General features: G+C 68.8%; 11 protein-coding genes and 1 pseudogene. 2 read left to right on the top strand and 10 right to left on the bottom strand.

The features are described 5' to 3' along the window. Positions 1 to 100: 100 nt before the first annotated feature. The 3 genes and pseudogenes from WT97_RS19245 to WT97_RS19235 form a co-directional block, all read right to left on the bottom strand. Complete coding sequence (locus WT97_RS19245) at positions 101 to 907, bottom strand: sulfite exporter TauE/SafE family protein (protein WP_060354132.1); 807 nt, start codon at positions 905 to 907, stop codon at positions 101 to 103. 18 nt (positions 908 to 925) lie between these two features. After that, positions 926 to 2,158: pseudogene (locus tag WT97_RS19240) on the bottom strand (FAD/NAD(P)-binding oxidoreductase); the annotation flags it as partial. A gap of 139 nt (positions 2,159 to 2,297) precedes the next feature. Continuing rightward, the gene (locus WT97_RS19235; RefSeq protein ID WP_060354131.1) at positions 2,298 to 3,182 is read right to left on the bottom strand and encodes an MBL fold metallo-hydrolase; all 885 of its coding nucleotides are present in this window, start codon (positions 3,180 to 3,182) and stop codon (positions 2,298 to 2,300) included. Between the two features lie 253 nt (positions 3,183 to 3,435). Between WT97_RS19235 and WT97_RS19230 the strand changes: the two genes are divergently transcribed. Continuing rightward, complete coding sequence (locus tag WT97_RS19230; RefSeq protein ID WP_060354130.1) at positions 3,436 to 4,833, top strand: sigma-54-dependent Fis family transcriptional regulator; 1,398 nt, start codon at positions 3,436 to 3,438, stop codon at positions 4,831 to 4,833. 153 nt (positions 4,834 to 4,986) lie between these two features. On the opposite strand, the gene WT97_RS19225 is transcribed toward WT97_RS19230, so the two are convergent. The 4 genes from WT97_RS19225 to WT97_RS19210 form a co-directional block, all read right to left on the bottom strand. Next, complete coding sequence (locus WT97_RS19225) at positions 4,987 to 6,015, bottom strand: MerR family transcriptional regulator (RefSeq protein ID WP_060354129.1); 1,029 nt, start codon at positions 6,013 to 6,015, stop codon at positions 4,987 to 4,989. A gap of 122 nt (positions 6,016 to 6,137) precedes the next feature. Then, the gene (locus tag WT97_RS19220; RefSeq protein WP_060354128.1) at positions 6,138 to 7,691 is read right to left on the bottom strand and encodes an efflux transporter outer membrane subunit; all 1,554 of its coding nucleotides are present in this window, start codon (positions 7,689 to 7,691) and stop codon (positions 6,138 to 6,140) included. Between the two features lie 2 nt (positions 7,692 to 7,693). Continuing rightward, positions 7,694 to 10,843 (bottom strand): efflux RND transporter permease subunit, encoded by a 3,150-nt coding sequence (locus tag WT97_RS19215; RefSeq protein WP_060354127.1) that lies wholly within the window; start codon positions 10,841 to 10,843, stop codon positions 7,694 to 7,696. Next, positions 10,840 to 11,949, bottom strand: coding sequence for an efflux RND transporter periplasmic adaptor subunit (locus WT97_RS19210; protein WP_059498857.1), 1,110 nt, complete (start codon positions 11,947 to 11,949; stop codon positions 10,840 to 10,842). Before WT97_RS19210 ends, WT97_RS19215 begins: the two co-directional genes overlap by 4 nt. A 188-nt stretch (positions 11,950 to 12,137) precedes the next feature. Between WT97_RS19210 and WT97_RS19205 the strand changes: the two genes are divergently transcribed. Beyond that, positions 12,138 to 12,758, top strand: coding sequence for a TetR/AcrR family transcriptional regulator (locus WT97_RS19205; protein WP_059498858.1), 621 nt, complete (start codon positions 12,138 to 12,140; stop codon positions 12,756 to 12,758). A 33-nt stretch (positions 12,759 to 12,791) separates the two neighbouring features. On the opposite strand, the gene WT97_RS19200 is transcribed toward WT97_RS19205, so the two are convergent. From WT97_RS19200 to WT97_RS19190, 3 genes are all read right to left on the bottom strand, one after another. Then, positions 12,792 to 14,711, bottom strand: a complete 1,920-nt coding sequence (locus WT97_RS19200; protein WP_082751438.1) for an acyl-CoA dehydrogenase — start codon at positions 14,709 to 14,711, stop codon at positions 12,792 to 12,794. After that, the gene (locus WT97_RS19195; RefSeq protein ID WP_156440286.1) at positions 14,708 to 15,778 is read right to left on the bottom strand and encodes an ACP S-malonyltransferase; all 1,071 of its coding nucleotides are present in this window, start codon (positions 15,776 to 15,778) and stop codon (positions 14,708 to 14,710) included. Before WT97_RS19195 ends, WT97_RS19200 begins: the two co-directional genes overlap by 4 nt. Positions 15,779 to 16,035: 257 nt before the next feature. Continuing rightward, positions 16,036 to 17,769: a ClcB-like voltage-gated chloride channel protein gene (locus tag WT97_RS19190; RefSeq protein ID WP_218919449.1), complete on the bottom strand. Its 1,734-nt coding sequence runs from the start codon at positions 17,767 to 17,769 to the stop codon at positions 16,036 to 16,038. Positions 17,770 to 17,858 lie beyond the last annotated feature (89 nt).

Raw genomic sequence — 17,858 nt, 5'->3', positions numbered from 1 at the left:
GCCGGCGGCTGCCGCCGTGAAAAACGCCCGGTGCCGACGACGCGTCGGGCCGGGCGTTTCGTTTGGCGGCGCGTGACGATCGCCGGCCCGTCGTCGGCGTTCACGCGCCGAAGGCCGCCTTGGCCAGCAACCCCAGCGCGACGCACACGAGCACGGCCGCGAAGCCGGCCTGCACGTGCCGCGCGGCGAGGCGGCGCGACGCGCCGCGGCCGGCGGCCATGCCGAGCGCGGTCGCGACGGTGAACCACAGCGTCACGTCGAGCGGCGCGCGCGTGCCCGATGCGAGCGTCGCGAGCACGCCGCCGGTGCCGACCAGCGCGATCACCATCAGCGACGTCGCGACCACCCCATGCATCGACACGTTCGTGAACTTGCGCAGCATCGGCACGATCACGAAGCCGCCGCCGACGCCGAGCAACCCGGTCATCAAGCCCGTGACCGCGCCGGTCGACGCCAGCGCGATGCCCACGGGCCACGACCACACGAGCCGGCCCGTATCGGGATTCACGCGGCCGACGCACAGCGGCGACGCGTCGGCATCGGTCGCCTGCCGCCGCAGCGCCTGTCGCAGCAGGCGGCCGGCGACGACGAGCATGGTCAGCGCGAACAGCGTGAGCAGCAGGCGCTGTGGCAGCACGTGAGCGAGCCGGACGCCGAGCGTGGTCAGCGGCACGCCGGCCACGGCCATCAGCAGCGCCGCGCGATAGCGCACGAGCCCGCGGCGGAAGCCTTCGAGCGTGCCGAGTGCGGCACTGCCCGCGACCGCGACGAGTGCGACGGGGGTGGCCTGCTGCATCGGCCAGCTCATCCCGACGACGAGCGCGGGCACCGCGAGAATGCCGCCGCCGGCGCCGGTCAGGCCGAGCACGGCGCCGACGAAGCCGCCCAGTACGAGGGAAATCAGCATGACGTCATCGCGCTCCGGTCAACGTGCGATCGCGGGCTTCGCGAGCCATTCGCGGCCCTTGAGCATCGCCTTCCAGTAGAGCGGCGGCAGCACGCGTTCCTTGAGCAGCCACGCGAGCCGCGACGGCCGCTTGCCGTCGATCAGCCATGCGGGGAAGGTCGGGGCGACCTTGCCGCCGTACAGGAATTCGGCGAGCACGATCTTGCCGCGCTCGACGGTGAGCGGGCACGAGCCGTAGCCGTCGTATGCGGCGTCGCCCCGTGCGAGGCCGAGCGATGCGAGCAGGTTGTGCGCGACGACGGGCGCCTGCTTGCGGGCGGCCGCGGCCGTTTTCGCGTTGGTCGTGTTGGTGACGTCGCCGAGCGCGTAGATGTCCGGAAACCGTTTGTGCCGCAGCGTCGCCGGATCGACGTCGATCCAGCCGGCCGCGTCGGCGAGCAGGCTCGCGCGCACGAAGTCTGGCGCCTTCTGCGGCGGCACGACGTGGATCATGTCGAACGAACGCTCGACGGTTTCCTTGCCGCCGTCCGGCAGCGCGCGCGAGAACGTCGCCCGGCGCGCGGGCCCGTCGATCGCGACGAGGTCGTGACCGAACGACAGCGCGATGTCGTAGCTTTTCACGTATTCCATCAGCGCGGGCACGTAATCGGCGACGCCGAACAGCGCGCCGCCCGCATTCAGGAATTCGACGTTCGCGGCGTCGAGGCGCCCGGTGCGTCGCCAGTGGTCGCACGACAGGTACATCGCCTTTTGCGGTGCGCCCGCACACTTGATCGGCATCGGTGGCTGCGTGAACAGCGCATTGCCGCCGCGGAACGCGCGCACGAGCTCCCACGTGTACGGCGCGAGATCGTAGCGGTAGTTCGACGTGACGCCGTTGCGGCCGAGCGTGTCGGCGAGGCCGTCGATGGCGTGCCAGTCGAGCTTGAGCCCCGGGCACACGACGAGCCTGCGATAACCGATGCGTCGGCCGCCGTCGAGCACGACCGCGTGCGCATCGGGCTCGAAGCCCACGACCGCGGCCCGGATTCGCTGCACGCCGCGCGGCAGCACGTCGGTCATCGGCCGCGCGGTGGTGCCGGGCTGGAACACGCCTGCGCCGACCATCGTCCAGCCGGGCTGGTAATAGTGAACGTCGGCGGGATCGATCGCCGCGATGTCGAGCGACGCGGCGCGCGCGAGCAGGCTCGACGCGACCGCGATGCCGGCCGCACCGGCGCCGACGATCACGATGTCGTGCCGCGCATCCACGGCCGGCGCCGGCTTGCTGATGCCCGCCGCGTGAAGCGCGGGCACGTCGGCCGCCGCGATCTGCGGCGCGACCGACTGCGCGTCGGTCAGCTTGCGAATGGTCATGTCGGGGTTCTCCGGAGGGGGCGGGGCGCGCGGCTCAGATCGCGTCGAGCGGGATCTTCAGGTAGCGCACGCCGTTGTTTTCGGGCTCGGGCAGATGGCCGGCGCGCATATTGACCTGCACGGACGGCAGCATCAGCACGGGCATGTCGAGCGTCGCGTCGCGCGCGGTGCGCATCGCGACGAAATTGTCCTCGGTCACGCCGTCCTTCACGTGCACGTTCGCGCGGCGCTGCTCGGCGACGGTCGTCACGAACTGCACGTCGCGGCCGCCCGGCTGGTAGTCGTGGCACAGGTACAGGCGCGTGTCGGGCGGCAGCGCGAGTACACGCGCGATCGAGCGGTACAGCGTGCGCGCGTCGCCGCCCGGGAAGTCGCAGCGGGCCGTGCCGTAGTCGGGCATGAACAGCGTGTCGCCGACGAACGCCGCGCGCTGCGTCGCGTCGTCCACGCAGTAGGTCATGCACGCGGGCGTGTGGCCCGGCGTGTGCAGCGCGCGGATCGTCAATACGCCGAGCGCGAGCGTGTCGCCGTCGTCGACGAGCCGGTCGAACTGACGGCCGTCTTCCGCGAAGCCGGGGCCCGCGTTGAACAGCGTGCCGAACACGTGCTGCACGCGGCGCACGTGCGAGCCGATCGCGATCTGGCCGCCGACCTGCGTTTTCAGGTACGGTGCGGCCGACAGGTGGTCGGCGTGCACATGCGTTTCCAGCAGCCAGTGCACGGTCGCGCCGAGCTCGGCGACGCGCGCGATCAGCCGGTCGGCGCTGGCGGTGCGGGTGCGGCCGGATTTCGGGTCGTAGTCGAGCACGCTGTCGATCAGTGCGCACGCGCGGCTCGCCGTATCGAGCAGGAGATAGCTGACGGTGTGGGTCGCCGGGTCGAAAAAGCCTTCGACCGACAGGGCGGGGGCGTTGCTCACGGGGTGTCCTCGATCGGGTTCAGCATCTGCAATCGCGATCTTCACTTCAAGAAGCGTGCCAGCGTGCGGCGCGGCACCGGCCGATGCGACAGGGACTTGATTCGGCTCGGGTTTTCGGTGCGCCGGCGGTCTCGCGCGGGCGGCGGCGACATGCGGTGGCGGACTGGGACTGCCACTACTGGCAGTGTCGTGGCAGAATTGGCAGTCAGCCTGGCAGTCCGTCCGGGCGCCTCTTCGCCGAGCGAGCCTCCGCATGAATCCGCACGACACCATTCCGATCGTTCCTGCCCAGCGCCGCGACGCGATGCCGGATGTCCGCGCGCTCGTCGCGTATCTCGAGCAGGACCCGCAGCCAACGATCGTGGTCGATCCCGCCTACCGCATCCTCGCGGCGAACGATGCGTACCGGCGCCAGTTCGGCGTGGCCGGCGTCGAGCATGTGGGTCGGCACTGTTTCCAGGTGTCGCATCACTACGACGTGCCGTGCGACCAGGCCGGCGAGCATTGCCCGATGAAGCAGGCGCTCGAATCGCGCGGGCTGAACCGCGTGCTGCACATCCACCACACGCCGCGCGGCCCCGAGCATGTCGACGTCGAGCTGCGGCCGATCTTCGACGCGGACGGCAACGTGATCGCGTACGTCGAGCGGCTGACGACGGTGCGCAGCGCGTCCGCGCAGCCGAGCGCGGAAGGGCTCGTCGGCGGCGCCGACGCGTTCAACGCGGCGCTCGGCGCGCTGCAGCGCGTCGCGCCGTCGACGCTGCCGGTGCTGCTGCTCGGCGAATCGGGCACCGGCAAGGAGCTGTTCGCCCGCGCGCTGCACGAGGCGAGCGATCGCGCGATGGGGCCGTTCGTCGTCGTCGATTGCTCGGGGATCGCCGAGACGCTGTTCGAGAGCGAACTGTTCGGCTACGAGAAGGGCGCGTTCACGGGCGCGAACCAGCGCAAGCCGGGCCTCGTCGAAACCGCGCAGGGCGGCACGCTGTTTCTCGACGAGATCGGCGACGTGCCGCTGCCGATGCAGGTGAAGCTGCTGCGGCTGATCGAATCGGGCACGTTCCGGCGCGTCGGCGGCGTCGAGGCGCTGCGCGCCGATTTCCGGCTCGTCGCGGCCACGCACAAGCCGCTGCGCGAGATGATCGAAGACGGCCGATTCCGGCAGGATCTCTACTACCGGATCAACGCGTTTCCGATTCCGCTGCCGGCGCTGCGCGAACGGCGCGGCGACATCGCGCTGCTGGCCGAATCGATCCTGCGGCGGATCGCGAACGCGCGCGGCAACGGGGGCGACCCGAATGCGCGACCATTCGCGGCCCGACCATTCGTGCTGACCGAGCGTGCGCGGGCGTGCCTCGACGCGTATGCGTGGCCCGGCAACATCCGCGAGCTGCGCAACGTGCTCGAACGCGCGTGCCTGTTCGCCGACGACGGGACGATTCGCGTCGAACATCTGCCGGCCGAGCTCGTCGCGGCAGCGGCGGCGCCGCACGCGCAGGCGGTGGACGCGCGTGGCGTGTCGGATGCGGAGCTGGTCCGTATCGCGCGCGCGTTCGGCGGCACGCGCAAGGCGCTCGCCGAGCAGCTCGGATTGAGCGAACGGACGCTGTACCGGCGGATGAAGGCGCTCGGCCTCGGCTCGCGCGAGCGCTGAGCGGGCCTGTCGCGCGCGGCACGCAGCGGCACGCGGCTTTGCCGGCAAGGGCGCGTTCGTCTCCGGACACGCGGGGTACGTTGGCGGTACCGGCTGCCGATGGTGAAACGGGCGACAAGCAGGAAACCCGCTTGCCGCCCGCGCATCATGCGATCAGCGCACCGGCGCCAGCTGCGCCATCGCTTCGCGCACGAAACCGATCAGCGTGTCGTCGGCCCACGAATCCTTCGACAGCGCCGGCTCGTTCGCCAGCGCCTGACGAAATTTCGCGTGCGTGGCCGGATCGTGGCCCGCATAGCTGCAGAACAGCTCGAGCCAGCGCTGCGCGAGCGCACGGCCTTGCGGCGAATCGGGCTGCACGCCCGATTCGACCGCGTCGCGCACGTCGGCCATCAGTTGCGGCCATTCCATCGAGCGTTCGCGGTAGTGCGCCCGCATGAAGCGAATCTCGTCCGGCTCGAGGTACTTCTCGAAGAGCCGCATCTTCGTTTCCGATGAAGCGCGCAGCACGTAGTCGCGCAACGCGGTCGAAATGCCGATCTTCGACTGCATCGACGGTTCTTGCTCGTGCATCAGGTTCAGCTTCGCGAGCAAGCGCGGATCGTTGTTCGTGTCGCGTACCAGCTGCGCCATCCAGCGCGCGGCGAGCGCACGGACGCGCTCGTCCTCGGCGGGCACGCCCGCTTCGTGCAGCGCCCGCACTTCGGCAACGAGCGCGATCCATTCGGCGTCGCCGGCCTGGCTCTTCTGGTACATCGGCAGGCGAGCGAGTTCTTCCTCGGAGAAATATTTGTCGTACACGGTCATCAACTCCAGTGTGGTGAGCCAATCGGCCAGTTCCGGCTCGGCGCCCGCCGCGAGCTGCGCATGCAGGCTCGCGAGCCGCTCGCGCAGCTGCGCGGTCTGCGCGAGCTGGCGGTCGAGCGACGCGATCTGTTTTGCGACGAGATCGACGAGCGGGGTGCCTGGCCGGTTCAGGTAATCGCCGATTTCGGCGAGCGACAGTCCGAAGCGACGCAGGGCCTGGATCTGGTGGAGCCGGGCGATGTCGTCGCGGTCGTACAGCCGGTAGCCGTTGTCGGCGCGCGCCGAAGGCGTCAGCAGACCGATTGCGTGATAGTGATGAAGCGTGCGGACGGTCAGCCCGGTGCGTTTCGCCAGTTCTCCCACTTTCAGCCGCATTGGTTCCTCCGTTCTATGCGCACACTGGAGTCTCGAACGTTACGCTACGTGAGGGTCAAGCGGAAGATCGGCGATCGGACGGCCGCGGCGGGGCGCCGCACGCCCGTCCGATCGAAAGAGGCTTATTGCGCCGATGGGGCGGATTCGGGCGTGGCGGCGGCGCGCGCGTCCTTGCCGGCGGCGCCGGCGGTTTTACGGGATCCGTCGCCGTTGCCGGCCGGCGGCGTGCCCATCGCCTGGTAAAGCCGCGCAGTATCCGCGAACCGTGCGCCGGTCGCGCGAATCTCGTCGAGCCGCGCGTTGCGGTACTGCAACTCGCTCGCACGCGCGGCCGACGGCGGCAGCGCGCCGAGCCACACGCGGGCGGCCGCGTCGTCGTAGGCGCCACGCGCGGACAGCGCGGCGCGCGACGACGCATCGAGCGCCTGCGCGTCGTGCTCGAGCGCCGCGAGCGAATCGGCGACGTTCTGGAACGCGCCGAGCACCGCCTGCTTGTACTGGTCGACCGCGGCCTCGTAGGTCGCCTTCGCCGCGCGACGCTGGGCGAGCAGCGCGCCGCCGTGGAAGATCGGCTGGCTCAGCGACGCGCCGACGTTCCAGATCGCGCCGGCGCCCGACAGCATCGTCGGCCAGCTGAAGCCGCCTTTGCCCATCGCCGCCGACAGCGACAGTTGCGGAAACATCTGCGCGGTCGCGAGGCCCACTTCGGCGGCGGCGGCCTTCAGCCCCGCGTCGGCGGCCTGGATGTCCGGGCGGCTTTGCAGCAGGTCCGACGGCACGACGACGGGCACCTGTTCGGGCAGGTGCAGATCGGCGAGCGCGAGATCGGCCGGCGGCCGGTCGGGCGTGCGGCCGACCAACACCGCGAGCGCATGCCTCGCCGAGTCGCGCTGCTGGCGCAGCGCGGGCAGGCTCGCCGCGAACGTGTCGGCGCTTTGCCGGGCATTGAGCGCGTCGCTGCGCGAAGCCGAACCGAGCGCATGGCGGCGCTCGGCGTCGTGCGCCTGGTCGTTCGCGAGCGCGACGAGCCGCTCGGTCGTCTCGATCTGCGCATCGAGCACCGCCACGGTGATCGACGCGGTCACGATGTTCGCGGCCAGCGCGCGCCGCGCGGATTCGAGCTGGAACGCGCTGACGTCGACGCGCTTCGCGAGCGCGCGGTTCGCGAAGCGCGACACGCCGAACAGGTCGACCGTGTAGCTCGCCTGCAGTTGCCCGACGAACGTGTCGTACAACAGCGTCTGCGCGCCGAGCGCGGGAATCGGTACGCCGAGCGCTCGCTGGCGTGCGGCCTGGCCGACCGCGTCGATCGACGGCAGCATCGAACTGCCGATCTGCCCGCGCAACTGTTCGCGCGCGGCATCCAGCGAATGCGACGCCGCACTCAGCGTCGGGCTGTTGCGCAGCCCTTCGTCGACGAGCGCGTTCAGCGCATCGGAACGGTACTGCTTCCACCAGTCCGGCACCGGCTGCGCGCCGACCTCGAACTGCTGCGCGACACCCAGCGCGGACACGGTCTGCTCGACTTGCGGCGCCGCGCCGTAGTGCGCGGGCGACGGCATCGCGGGCGGCTCGCCGCTCGGCGCGAACCACGCGCAGCCCGCGAGCGGGCCGGCGATGCTCGCCATCGCGAGCGCCCGCACGGCTTTGGTTTTCAGGGTCATCGATCGATCCATGGTCAGGCTCCCGACGGCGCGGCCGGCGTGCTGCCGCCTGGCGGCGGGCCGTCGTGCGGGTCGCGTTCGTCGCGCTTCACGCGGAACCACGTCGCGTACAGCGCAGGCAGGTAGAACAGCGTCAGCACGGTCGCGCTCGTGATGCCGCCCATCAGCGCAGTCGCCATCGGCCCGAAGAAGTTCGAGCGCAACAGCGGGATCAGCGCGAGCACGGCGGCCGCGGCCGTCAGCGTGATCGGCCGGAAGCGCCGCACGGTCGCGCCGATGATCGCGTCGACGCGTCCGTGACCGACCGCGATGTCCTGCTCGATCTGATCGACGAGGATCACCGAGTTGCGCATGATGATCCCGAACATCGCGATCACGCCGAGCATCGCGACGAAGCCGAACGGCTGGCCGAACAGCAGCAGCGTCGCGACCACGCCGATCAGCCCGAGCGGCGCGGTCAGCACGACCATCAGCACGCGCGAGAAGCTCTGCAGCTGGATCATCAGCAGCGTGAACACGGCGATCGCCATCAGCGGCATCTGCGCGTTGATCGACGTCTGCGCCTTCGCGCTTTCCTCGACCGAACCGCCGATGTCGATCCGATAGCCGACCGGCAACTGCGCGCGCAGTGCGTTCAGCTTCGCGTCGACCGCATGCGTGACGTCGATGCCCTGTGCGCCGGCGCGCACGTCCGACTGCACGGTGATGGTCGGCTGGCGATCGCGCTCCCATACGACGCCGTATTCGAGCGTCGGCGTGAAGCGGCCGAGCGAGCCGAGCGGCACGGGGCCGTTCGGCGTCGGCAGCGCGAGGCCCGCGAGTTTCGCCGGATCGACGCGATCGGCCTGCGGCGCGCGCAGGTCGACGGCGATCAGCTTGTCGCGCTCGCGATACTGCGTGACGGTCGTGCCGGACAGCGTCATCGCGAGGAAGCTCGACACGTCCTGCGACGTGACGTTCAGCTCGCGCGCCTTCTTCTGGTCGAGCTCGAAGCGCACCGAGCGTTCGGCCGGCTCGTCCCAGTCGAACTGCACGTTGACCGTGCGCGCATCGCCGCGCATCGTCGCCGCGACCTTCTCGGCGATCGAGCGGACCGTCGCGATGCTGTCGCCGCTCACGCGGAACTGCACCGGATAGCCGACCGGTGGCCCGTTCTCGAGCCGCGACAGCCGCCAGCGCACCGCAGGAAACCTGTCGCGCAGCGTGGTTTCGAGCCAGGTCGCGAGCTTCTCGCGATCCTCGACCGATTTCGCGGTGATCACGAACTGCGCGAAGTTCGGCAGTTGCAGCTGCTGGTCGAGCGGCAGGTAGAAGCGCGGCGCGCCGCTGCCGACGAAGTTCACCGAATGATCGATCTCGGGGCGCTTGTCGAGCACTTTCTCGAGACGCTCGGTCTCGCGCAGCGTCGCCGCGAACGACGCGCCTTCGGGCAGCCGCAGGTCGACCAGCAGCTCGGGCCGGTCGGAGCTCGGGAAGAACTGCTGCGGCACCAGCGAGAAGCTCATCATCGCCACGACGAAGAGGCCGCCCGTGATCAGCAGCACGACGAAGCGCCGCTCGATGCACCAGTCGATCCAGCCGCGCAGCCGCCGGTAGAAGCGGGTGTCGTAGATGTCGTGCTCGTGATCGTCGGGCAGGTGCGCCTCGTGCGCGTGCCGCTTGCGCTCGGGCAGCATGTGGAAGCCCAGCAGCGGGATCAGCACGACGGCCGCGAACCACGACGCGATCAGCGCGATCGCCGACACCTCGAAGATCGAGCGCGTGTATTCGCCCGTGCTCGATTTCGCGAGCGCGATCGGCAGGAAGCCCGATACCGTGACGAGCGTGCCCGTCAGCATCGGGAAGGCGGTGCTGGTGTACGCGAACGCGGCGGCGCGCGCGCGGCTGTAGCCCTGTTCGAGCTTCACGGCCATCATCTCGACCGCGATGATCGCGTCGTCGACGAGCAGCCCGAGCGCGAGTACGAGCGTGCCGAGCGACACCTTGTGCAGCCCGATGTCGAACAGGTACATGAAGAGGGCCGTCACCGCGAGCACGACCGGGATCGAGATCACGACGACCATCCCGGTGCGCAGCCCGAGCGACACGAGGCTCACGACCAGCACGATCGCGACCGCTTCGGCGACGGCTTCGAGGAAGTCGTCGACCGAATGCGAGACCGCGTGCGGCATGCTCGACACCTCGGTCAGCTTGAGGCCGGCCGGCAGTTGCGCCTGCAGATCCTTCGATTCGGCGTCGAGCGCCTTGCCGAGCCGGATCACGTCGCCGCCCGGCTGCATCGTGACGCCGATGCCGAGCACGGCCTTGCCGTTGCTGCGCATCTGCGTGACGGCCGGATCGTCGTAGCCGCGCCTGACGGTGGCGAGATCGCCGAGCCGGAACGTGCGGCCGTTGATGCGAAGCAGCGTATCGGCGATCGCGCCGACGTTGTCGAACTGGCCGCTCGGCCGCACGAACACGCGATCGTCGGCGGTCGTCAGCACGCCGGCCGAAGAAACGTCGTTCTGCGCGTTGATCGCCTGCCCGAGCTGCTGCGGCGAGATGCCGAGGCGCGTGAGCTGCGCGTTGTTGACCTCGATGAAGATTCGCTGATCGGGGTCGCCGAAATAGTCGACCTTGCCGACGCCCGGCACGCGCAGCAGCACGGTGCGCAACTGGTCCGCGTAGTCGTGCAGTTGCGCGGGCGTGAAGCCGTCGCCCTCGAGCGTCCAGATGTTGGTGTAGACGTCGCCGAATTCGTCGTTGAAGAACGGGCCCTGTACGCCGGGCGGCAGCGTATAGCCGATGTCGCCTACCTTCTTGCGGATCTGGTACCAGGTCTCGGGCACGTCCTTCACCGGCGCCGAATCCTTCATCGTGAAGAAGATCAGCGATTCGCCGGGACGCGAATAGCTGCGCAGGAAGTCGATGGCTGGCGTTTCCTGCAGCTTGCGGCCGATCCGGTCGGTCACCTGTTCCTGTACCTGCCGCGCGCTCGCGCCGGGCCAGAAAGTGCGGATCACCATCACGCGGAACGTGAACGGCGGGTCTTCGGATTGCGCGAGCCGCGTGTACGCGAGGATGCCGGCGAGCGTCGCGAGTGCGATCAGGTAGACGACCAGCGCCTGGTGGCGCAGCGCCCATGCGGACAGGTTGAACCGGCCTTCTTCGTGGGAGACGCTCACGATGCGAAGTCCTCCGGGTGCAGCGGCGCGATCGCGCGCACCTTCTCGCCCGCGCTGACCGTATGCACGCCCTGCAGCACGACGCGCTCGCCCGGTTGCAGCCCGTGCGACACGGTGACGGTGCGCTCGTTGAAGCGCGCGACGTCGACGCGGCGCAGTTCGAGCGTGTCGTCCTTCGTGCGCACGACCCAGACGGCCGGTTGCGCGCCGTCGTGGAACAGCGCGGTCGCGGGCAGCGTGATCGGCTGCGTATCGGCGGCGGCCGGCGCGCCGTCGAACGCGACGTCCGCGGTCATCCCGAGCCGGATCGCCGGATCGGGCGCGCCGAGCGTGAGTTTCACGCGATAGGTGCGGCTTTGCGGATCGGCGGCCGGCGCGATTTCGCGCACCTTCGCGGCGAACCGGCGGCCCGGCAGCGACGGCAGCGTGACGGTGGCCGTATGACCGGGCGCGAGCGAGGCGAGCGCGGCTTCGGGCACGTCGCTGACCACGTCGACGTCGCCCGACCACGCGAGCTGGTAGACCGGCTGGCCGGCCGACACGTTCTGTCCGGTATCGGCCTGTTCGGCGGTGATGATGCCCGCATGATCGGCGACGAGCGTCGCGTAGCGGAGCTGGTTCTTCGCGAGCGCGAGCTGCTGCTGCGCCTGGTCGCGTTGCGCGAGCGCCGACGCGTAGCTGTTCTGGGTCTGTTCGAGCTGTGCGGTCGCGATCAGGTTTTCGCGGGCCTGCGCGCGATCGCGGTCGAGCTGCTGCTTCGCGAAGGCGAGGGTGTGCGTCGCGGCATCGAGTTGCGCCTGCGCGCTCGCGGCATTCTTCTCGGCGTCGGACGGATCGAGCAGCGCAACGACCTGGCCGACCTTCACCGTATCGCCGAGCCGGACCCGGCGCTCGATGATCTTGCCGGCGATGCGGAACGACAGCGGGGTGGCGTAGCGCGGCTGGATGTCGCCGGGCAGCGTGCGCGCGGCCGCGAGCGTGTCGGCCCGTGCGGGCAGCGCGACGACGGGGCGCGGGGCGGGCGGTGCGGATTCTTTCGGATGACAGGCGGCAAGGACGAGCGCGGCGCCGATCAGCAGCGCGGCGCGGGAACCGGAGCGATTCACGAAACCCCCAGGTGAGGTGGAGCGGTACGAAGCCGGCAAGCGCGGCGGGCGCTTGCCCCGAGCGGCGCCGGCACCGGCGCACGCGGACAGACGAACGACATCTTCGGAAACTGTGGCGAATTCTAATACACACCTGTATTTGAATGCAAAGATGAATCTGAAAGGGAGGGGATGCTAGACTGCGCGTCATGAAACCACAGCGCTTAACTCGCGAGCAGAGCAGGGACCAGACGCGCGAACGTCTGCTGAAAGCCGCGCATCGAATTTTTCTGAAGAAAGGCTATGTGGCCGCGAGCGTCGAGGACGTCGCGGCGGCGGCCGGCTATACGCGCGGTGCGTTCTACTCGAATTTCCGCAGCAAGTCCGACCTGTTGCTGGAATTGCTGGAGCGCAATCACGCGGAGGTGCAAGCCGACTTCGAGGCGATTTTCGAAGGGGGCGGAACGCGCGAGCAGATGGAATCGATGGCGCTCGCGTATTACCGGACGCTGTTTCGCGACGACGAATACTCGCTGCTGTGGGGCGAGGCGAAGCTGCAGGCCGCGCGCGACGCGAAGTTCCGCGTGCGCTTCAACCAGTTCCTGCACGGCAAGCGCGTGCAGATGGCCGAATTCATCCAGCGCTTCGCCGAGCGGTCGGGCACGCCGCTGCTGCTGCCGGCCGACACGCTCGCGTTCGGGCTGATGTGCCTGTGCGACGGCGTGCAGTCGTACTACACGGCCGATCCGCAGCACGTGTCGGTCGACGCGGCGGAAGCGGTGCTCGCGGGATTCTTCGCGCGGGTGGTGCTGGGGCGTGCGCCGGACTGACGGCCGGCGCACGCCTGTCGCGATCTGCGGTGTTCAGTGCGGGGCGCCGGGCGGCACACGCAGCATGCGGGCCAGCGACGCCGCATAGTCGTGCGTCGGGTCCGAGATCGGCGACCGAACGACCGGGTGCGGATGCCCGAATGCTTCGACGAAGGTGTCGACGTGCGGAACGAGGCGCGCGCACAACGCGTCGGTTGCCGCATCGAGTTGCCGGTAGCCTGACGGGTCCATCACGCCTTCGCTGATCAGCCAGCCGCCGTGCCGCTGCGCACGATCGATCGCGAACAGCGCGGCGAGATCCCGCAGCAATGCGCGCGCCGGCTCGCTCGCGACCGCATCGACCGCGGCCAGCGCGGCATCCAGCGCGAGATTCAGCCCGTAGGCCTCCGCCGCATCGCGCGCACGCGGCAACAGCGGATTCCAGACGTCCAGCGAATCGACGCCGCTTGCGGTTCGGTCGTCGACCTGATCGGCGAGCGAGCGGATCAGTCGGCGTTCGCGCGCCCGCAGTGCGGCGATTGCATCACGCGCTGCCTCGGGCCAGTTGCTTCCGCCTTCATCCGATCCGGCCGACGCGGCAGGCGCCGCCGCGAGCGTGCGCGCCGTGTCGAGCAGAATCAGGAAGTTGTTGCCGCCCGCGTCGTTGAACACGTGGCCGAGCCCCTGATAGTCGAGATACCGGTTGACGAGCAGATCGCCGGCCACCCCGCAACGCAGCCGGCATTCGGCGGCCACTTCCTCGGCGGCCCACGCGGTCAGCGCCTTGACGAGCGCGAGCTTGCGATTGGTGGAACTCCACGGCGCCCACATCATGAACGACGAAGCCGTGCGATCCGGCTGCGCGCGACCATGCAGCGCCAGCGCCCATTCGCGCGCGGCTTCGTTCGCGAAGCAGGTCATCACGTACGACGTCGCGAGCGCGCGCAGCAGCGCACGCTGCTGCGTGCTGTAGCGCATGAGAGACGTTTCGGGCGCGATGCGGGCCATGCTCGAGCGATGCGTCGAGTAACGCAGCGCCTGGGCGACGCAGGTGCGCGATACGGCGGCCAGCCCGATCGCGCCCATCGCCCACACGTTTTCCGGCGCGGTCAGCGTGCGGACGAGACGGCCGTTCGGGTCACCGAGCGGATCGTGGAACCGTCCGTCGGTGTCGATCGACGCGCCGTCGGCCAGCCACGCATCGAACGGGACTCGCACGCGGTCGAAGCCGGCCAGGCCGTAATCGAACGGCACCAGCGGGATTTCGGCGGGCGCGGACAGGCGCACACCCGGCAGCGGGCCCTCGCGGGTGGACAAGTCCACCGCGAACGCGAAAACCCCGCAGTCGCGTTCGTCGACGATGACGCGTGCGCAGACGATACCGAGCTTGTCGAGATCGTTGACGCCGACGTTGGTGAACTTCAGCGCGCCATCGTCCGGCGTGTGCAGCACGAAGCTCCGGCTGGCGGCGTCGAAGCGCGCTTCGACGCGGGTGGCGAGCTGGCTGTTGCCGCCGCCGATTTCGGTGATCATGAACGCGCCGACCTTGCGGCCCGCCGCCAGTTCGCTCGCGTATTCCTGCGCACGGGCGTTGCCCTTGCCGAGTTCGACGAGTGAACCGATGCAGAGCCCGTAGTGGATCAGCGCGGCGATGCATAGCGACGGATCGTTGACGGCCGTCCATTCGGCGATCGCCGACAGCAGCGACGGGTCGGACAGGTTGCCGGCCGCGGCCGGCAACCTGCCGGCGAGCTTGACGAGGCGATCGTAGGTCGAGCGATGCAGGTCGACCGAATGCCGATCGAGCGGCTTGTCGAAGTCCGCGCTCGACAGCAACTGGATCAGCAGACGGCGATGGTCTGGCGTCGTGAGACCGGAAAGCGTATCGCGGATTTCGTCGATTTCGGGTGCGATAGTCGGTCGGGCCGACGGTGATCCTGATATTCCGCCATTTTCCAGTTGGTATGCATTCATTGCAGGGCCCCCGTATGATTTAAATTGAATGGGAATGAATCGGTTTCGCGAGTCGGTGAATAAGTTCGCGCATCCGGCAGCGCGGCTTTAATGCTGCGATTCATGATGCCGGTCATGCTCAGGTCGATATAGATCGAATCCCGCCCGACCTGGCTGTGCTCGAGCACGGCCGGCATGTAATACGGTTTGGTGAAGCAGTCCGCCAGCGCGCGGGCGATATCGTCGGTATCCGTGTAGCGCCGACACGCGACGGCCGAATAGACCGGTACACGGAAGCGGTTGCGCGGCAATCGCGCGATCGCATCGTGGAACCGATCCGCGGCCGTCCACAGCGCGGGATGGTGAGCCGGATACGGAATCGGCAGCGAGTGCAGCTTGATACCTCGGCGGCTCGCAAATGCGGTCAACGTGTCGAGCGCCGTATGCGGGCCGCTGACGACCGTCTGTCGCGGCGCGTTGACGCACGCGAGCACCAGCCGCTCGTGGGCAATTTCGTCGAGGAGCGCCCGCGTATCGGTTTCCGACGCCGCGACCGCGGTCATGCCGCCGCGTCCCGCGAACGGCCGGAACGCGTCGTTGAGCGCGAGGACGGCACGCACGCCGTCGGCTACGGACCATACGCCCGAGCAGACGAGCGATCCGATTTCGCCGAGGCTCTGGCCGATGATCGCAACAGGCCGCACGTGCTGCCGTTCGAGGAAGCGGTGCACGCAGACCGCGGTGGCGAATGCCGACAGTTGCGGGATGCCGACGGGAACGGCGGCCGAGGCATTTCCAAGCAGCACGTTTCGCAGCAGCCGCGGCTCGTGATCGTAGGGTTCCTCGCGCAGTATGGCTTCGATGTCGTCGAGCGTCTCGTCGATGCATTCGCGGGCCGGCGGACTTCGCTCGTAAAGCGATTTCAACGCGGCGGACGGACTATCTCCCTGGCCCGGAATCACATAGATTGCGGGCGTGCTTGAATAGCTGGAACTGGTTTCCATTTTTCCCTCGTAACGGTTTTGAATCGATTGTTTTGCAGCGGAAGTTTGATTTTTGTAATTTTTAAATGCCTGACTGGTTTTCAATCGCTGCAACGACGAAGGATAGGTAATTTATTTTTTATTTTCTGGGTAGTCGACTCTATTGATTCGGGTGAAATGAAACAATGGAGCGTTGATTTTCCGTGCAGGATTTTCCGGGCGAGAAAACGGAAATTCCGCTCGTGCAAATATTTTGAAACACGTGCGGCGGTAGAGGCGGCGCGACGTCGGCGCGCGCCGGCCGAAGCGGACGGGAGGAGGCGGGAAGCGTTGCGCGGGATGAGGGGCGGCACGGCCGCCGGTCAGCGCTCGCCGGTCATCCGCCGGTACGCGTCGAGCAGCGACGTCTTGTAGACGACGCCCGCGAGCGTCGGCTCGGCTTCGCTCTCGATCACCGGCAGCCGTTCGCCCTGGAACGCCATGAAGCGCTCGAGCGCGGTCGCGAGCGGCATGTCGGGCGTGAGCAGCGGAAACGGCGTATGCGCGTAGTGCGCGGCCGTCTTGTCGGTCGTGTCGCGCTTGTCGAGCAGGTCCGACGTGATGTCCTTCAGCGCGACCGCGCCGCGAAAGCGCCCGGCGTCGTCGGTCACGTACAGGTACTTCACCGGATATTCGAGAAACACGCGCGTCATGTCGGCGACGCTCGCGGTGAGCGGCACGACCGTCTGCGCGGGCTGGATCAGCTCGCGCATCTGCGTGGTGCGCAGGCGCTGCCGTTCCTGCGCGTCCTGGTAGTGGTGCAGCGTGATCTCGTACATCGACGTCGTGCCCGTCGCGCGCGCGACGAAATACGCGAACACGCACGACACCAGCAGCGGCAGCACGACCTGATAGCTCAGCGTCATCTCGAAGATCATCAGGATCGCCATCAGCGGCGCCTGCGTGGCGCCCGCCATGAACGCGCCCATCCCGACGATCGCGTACGCGAAATACGCGGACGTATGGCCCGGCCACAGCGCGTCCATCGCGAGCCCGAACAGCGAGCCGAACACGGCGCCGACGAACAGCGTCGGCGTGAACACGCCGCCGATCGCGCCCGAGCCGGCCGTCGCGGCGGTCGCGATCACCTTGAACACGAGTACCGCGACGAGCGCCTGCCAGGTCCACGGCGAATGGAGGATGTGGTTCACGACGCTGTAGCCGTTGCCCCACACGTCCGGAATCCACACCGAGATCACGCCGACGACGAGGCCGCCGAGCGCGAGCCGCACGGGCAGCGGTACAGGCAGCCGCTTGAACTGCGCTTTCGACGCGTCGAGCAGATGCAGGAACTGCGGCGCCAGCACGCCGCATAGCGTGCCGAGCACGACGAACAGCAGCACCTCGGGGCCCGTCACGGCCGGAAACACCGGCATCTCGTACGGCGGCCGGTAGCCGGCGAATTCTCGCATCACGATGTTCGCGACGACCGACGCGACGACCATCGGCCCGAAGCTCTCCATCGCGATCGTGCCGAGCACGATTTCCGACACGAAGAACGCGCCGGCGATCGGTGCGTTGTAAGCGGACGTGATGCCGGCCGCCGCGCCGCAAGCGACCAGCAGGCGCAGGCGCGGCGGGTCGAAGTGCGCGAAGCGGCCGACGAGCGACGCGGCGAGCGCCGCGAGCTGCACCATCGGCCCTTCGCGGCCGATCGAGCCGCCGCTGCCGATCGTCAGCAGCGACGACAGGCTGCGCCACAGGCTCTGCCGCACCGGTACGACGCCGTTGCCGAGCGCGACCGATTCCATGTAGTCGGTCTTGGCGGCCTGCCGGTCGCCGCGCGTCGCGAGCAGCAGCACGCAGCCGGCAAGGAAGCCGCCCGCGGCCGGCATCCAGAACCGCACGTACCACGGCAAGCGCTTCGCCATCTGCACGAAGCTGCCGCTGTGCCCCGAGATCAGGTGCTGCATCAGGTCGATGCCTTCGCGGAACGCCATCGTGGCAAAGGCGCCGCCGACGCCGACGATGGCCGACCAGATCAGCATCGTATGGGCGTCCGACAGGCGGAACAGCGTTTGGGCGCGAGTGCGCAGCTTCAGCAGAAACGAGAGCACGGCTGAAAGGGGGCGATGGAAAACGACGCGAAGCATAGCACTGCGCCGCGCCAGCGGGACCTTCCCGTCGGGCGCGGCGCGCGAACCGT

Origin of the sequence: Burkholderia sp. MSMB1459WGS, from assembly GCF_001534535.1 — a bacterium.
Lineage (GTDB): Bacteria > Pseudomonadota > Gammaproteobacteria > Burkholderiales > Burkholderiaceae > Burkholderia.
The sequence above is the reverse complement of the archived record's forward strand: the minus strand, read 5'-3'. Positions and strand labels throughout refer to the sequence as shown.

What these genes read in the sequence shown, in the direction of transcription:
- WT97_RS19245 (WP_060354132.1), bottom strand. Translation starts at nt 907, where the DNA reads ATGCTGATTTCCCTCGTACTGGGCGGCTTCGTCGGCGCCGTGCTCGGC.
- WT97_RS19230 (WP_060354130.1), top strand. Translation starts at nt 3,436, where the DNA reads ATGAATCCGCACGACACCATTCCGATCGTTCCTGCCCAGCGCCGCGAC.
- WT97_RS19225 (WP_060354129.1), bottom strand. Translation starts at nt 6,015, where the DNA reads ATGCGGCTGAAAGTGGGAGAACTGGCGAAACGCACCGGGCTGACCGTC.
- WT97_RS19220 (WP_060354128.1), bottom strand. Translation starts at nt 7,691, where the DNA reads ATGGATCGATCGATGACCCTGAAAACCAAAGCCGTGCGGGCGCTCGCG.
- WT97_RS19205 (WP_059498858.1), top strand. Translation starts at nt 12,138, where the DNA reads ATGAAACCACAGCGCTTAACTCGCGAGCAGAGCAGGGACCAGACGCGC.
- WT97_RS19200 (WP_082751438.1), bottom strand. Translation starts at nt 14,711, where the DNA reads ATGAATGCATACCAACTGGAAAATGGCGGAATATCAGGATCACCGTCG.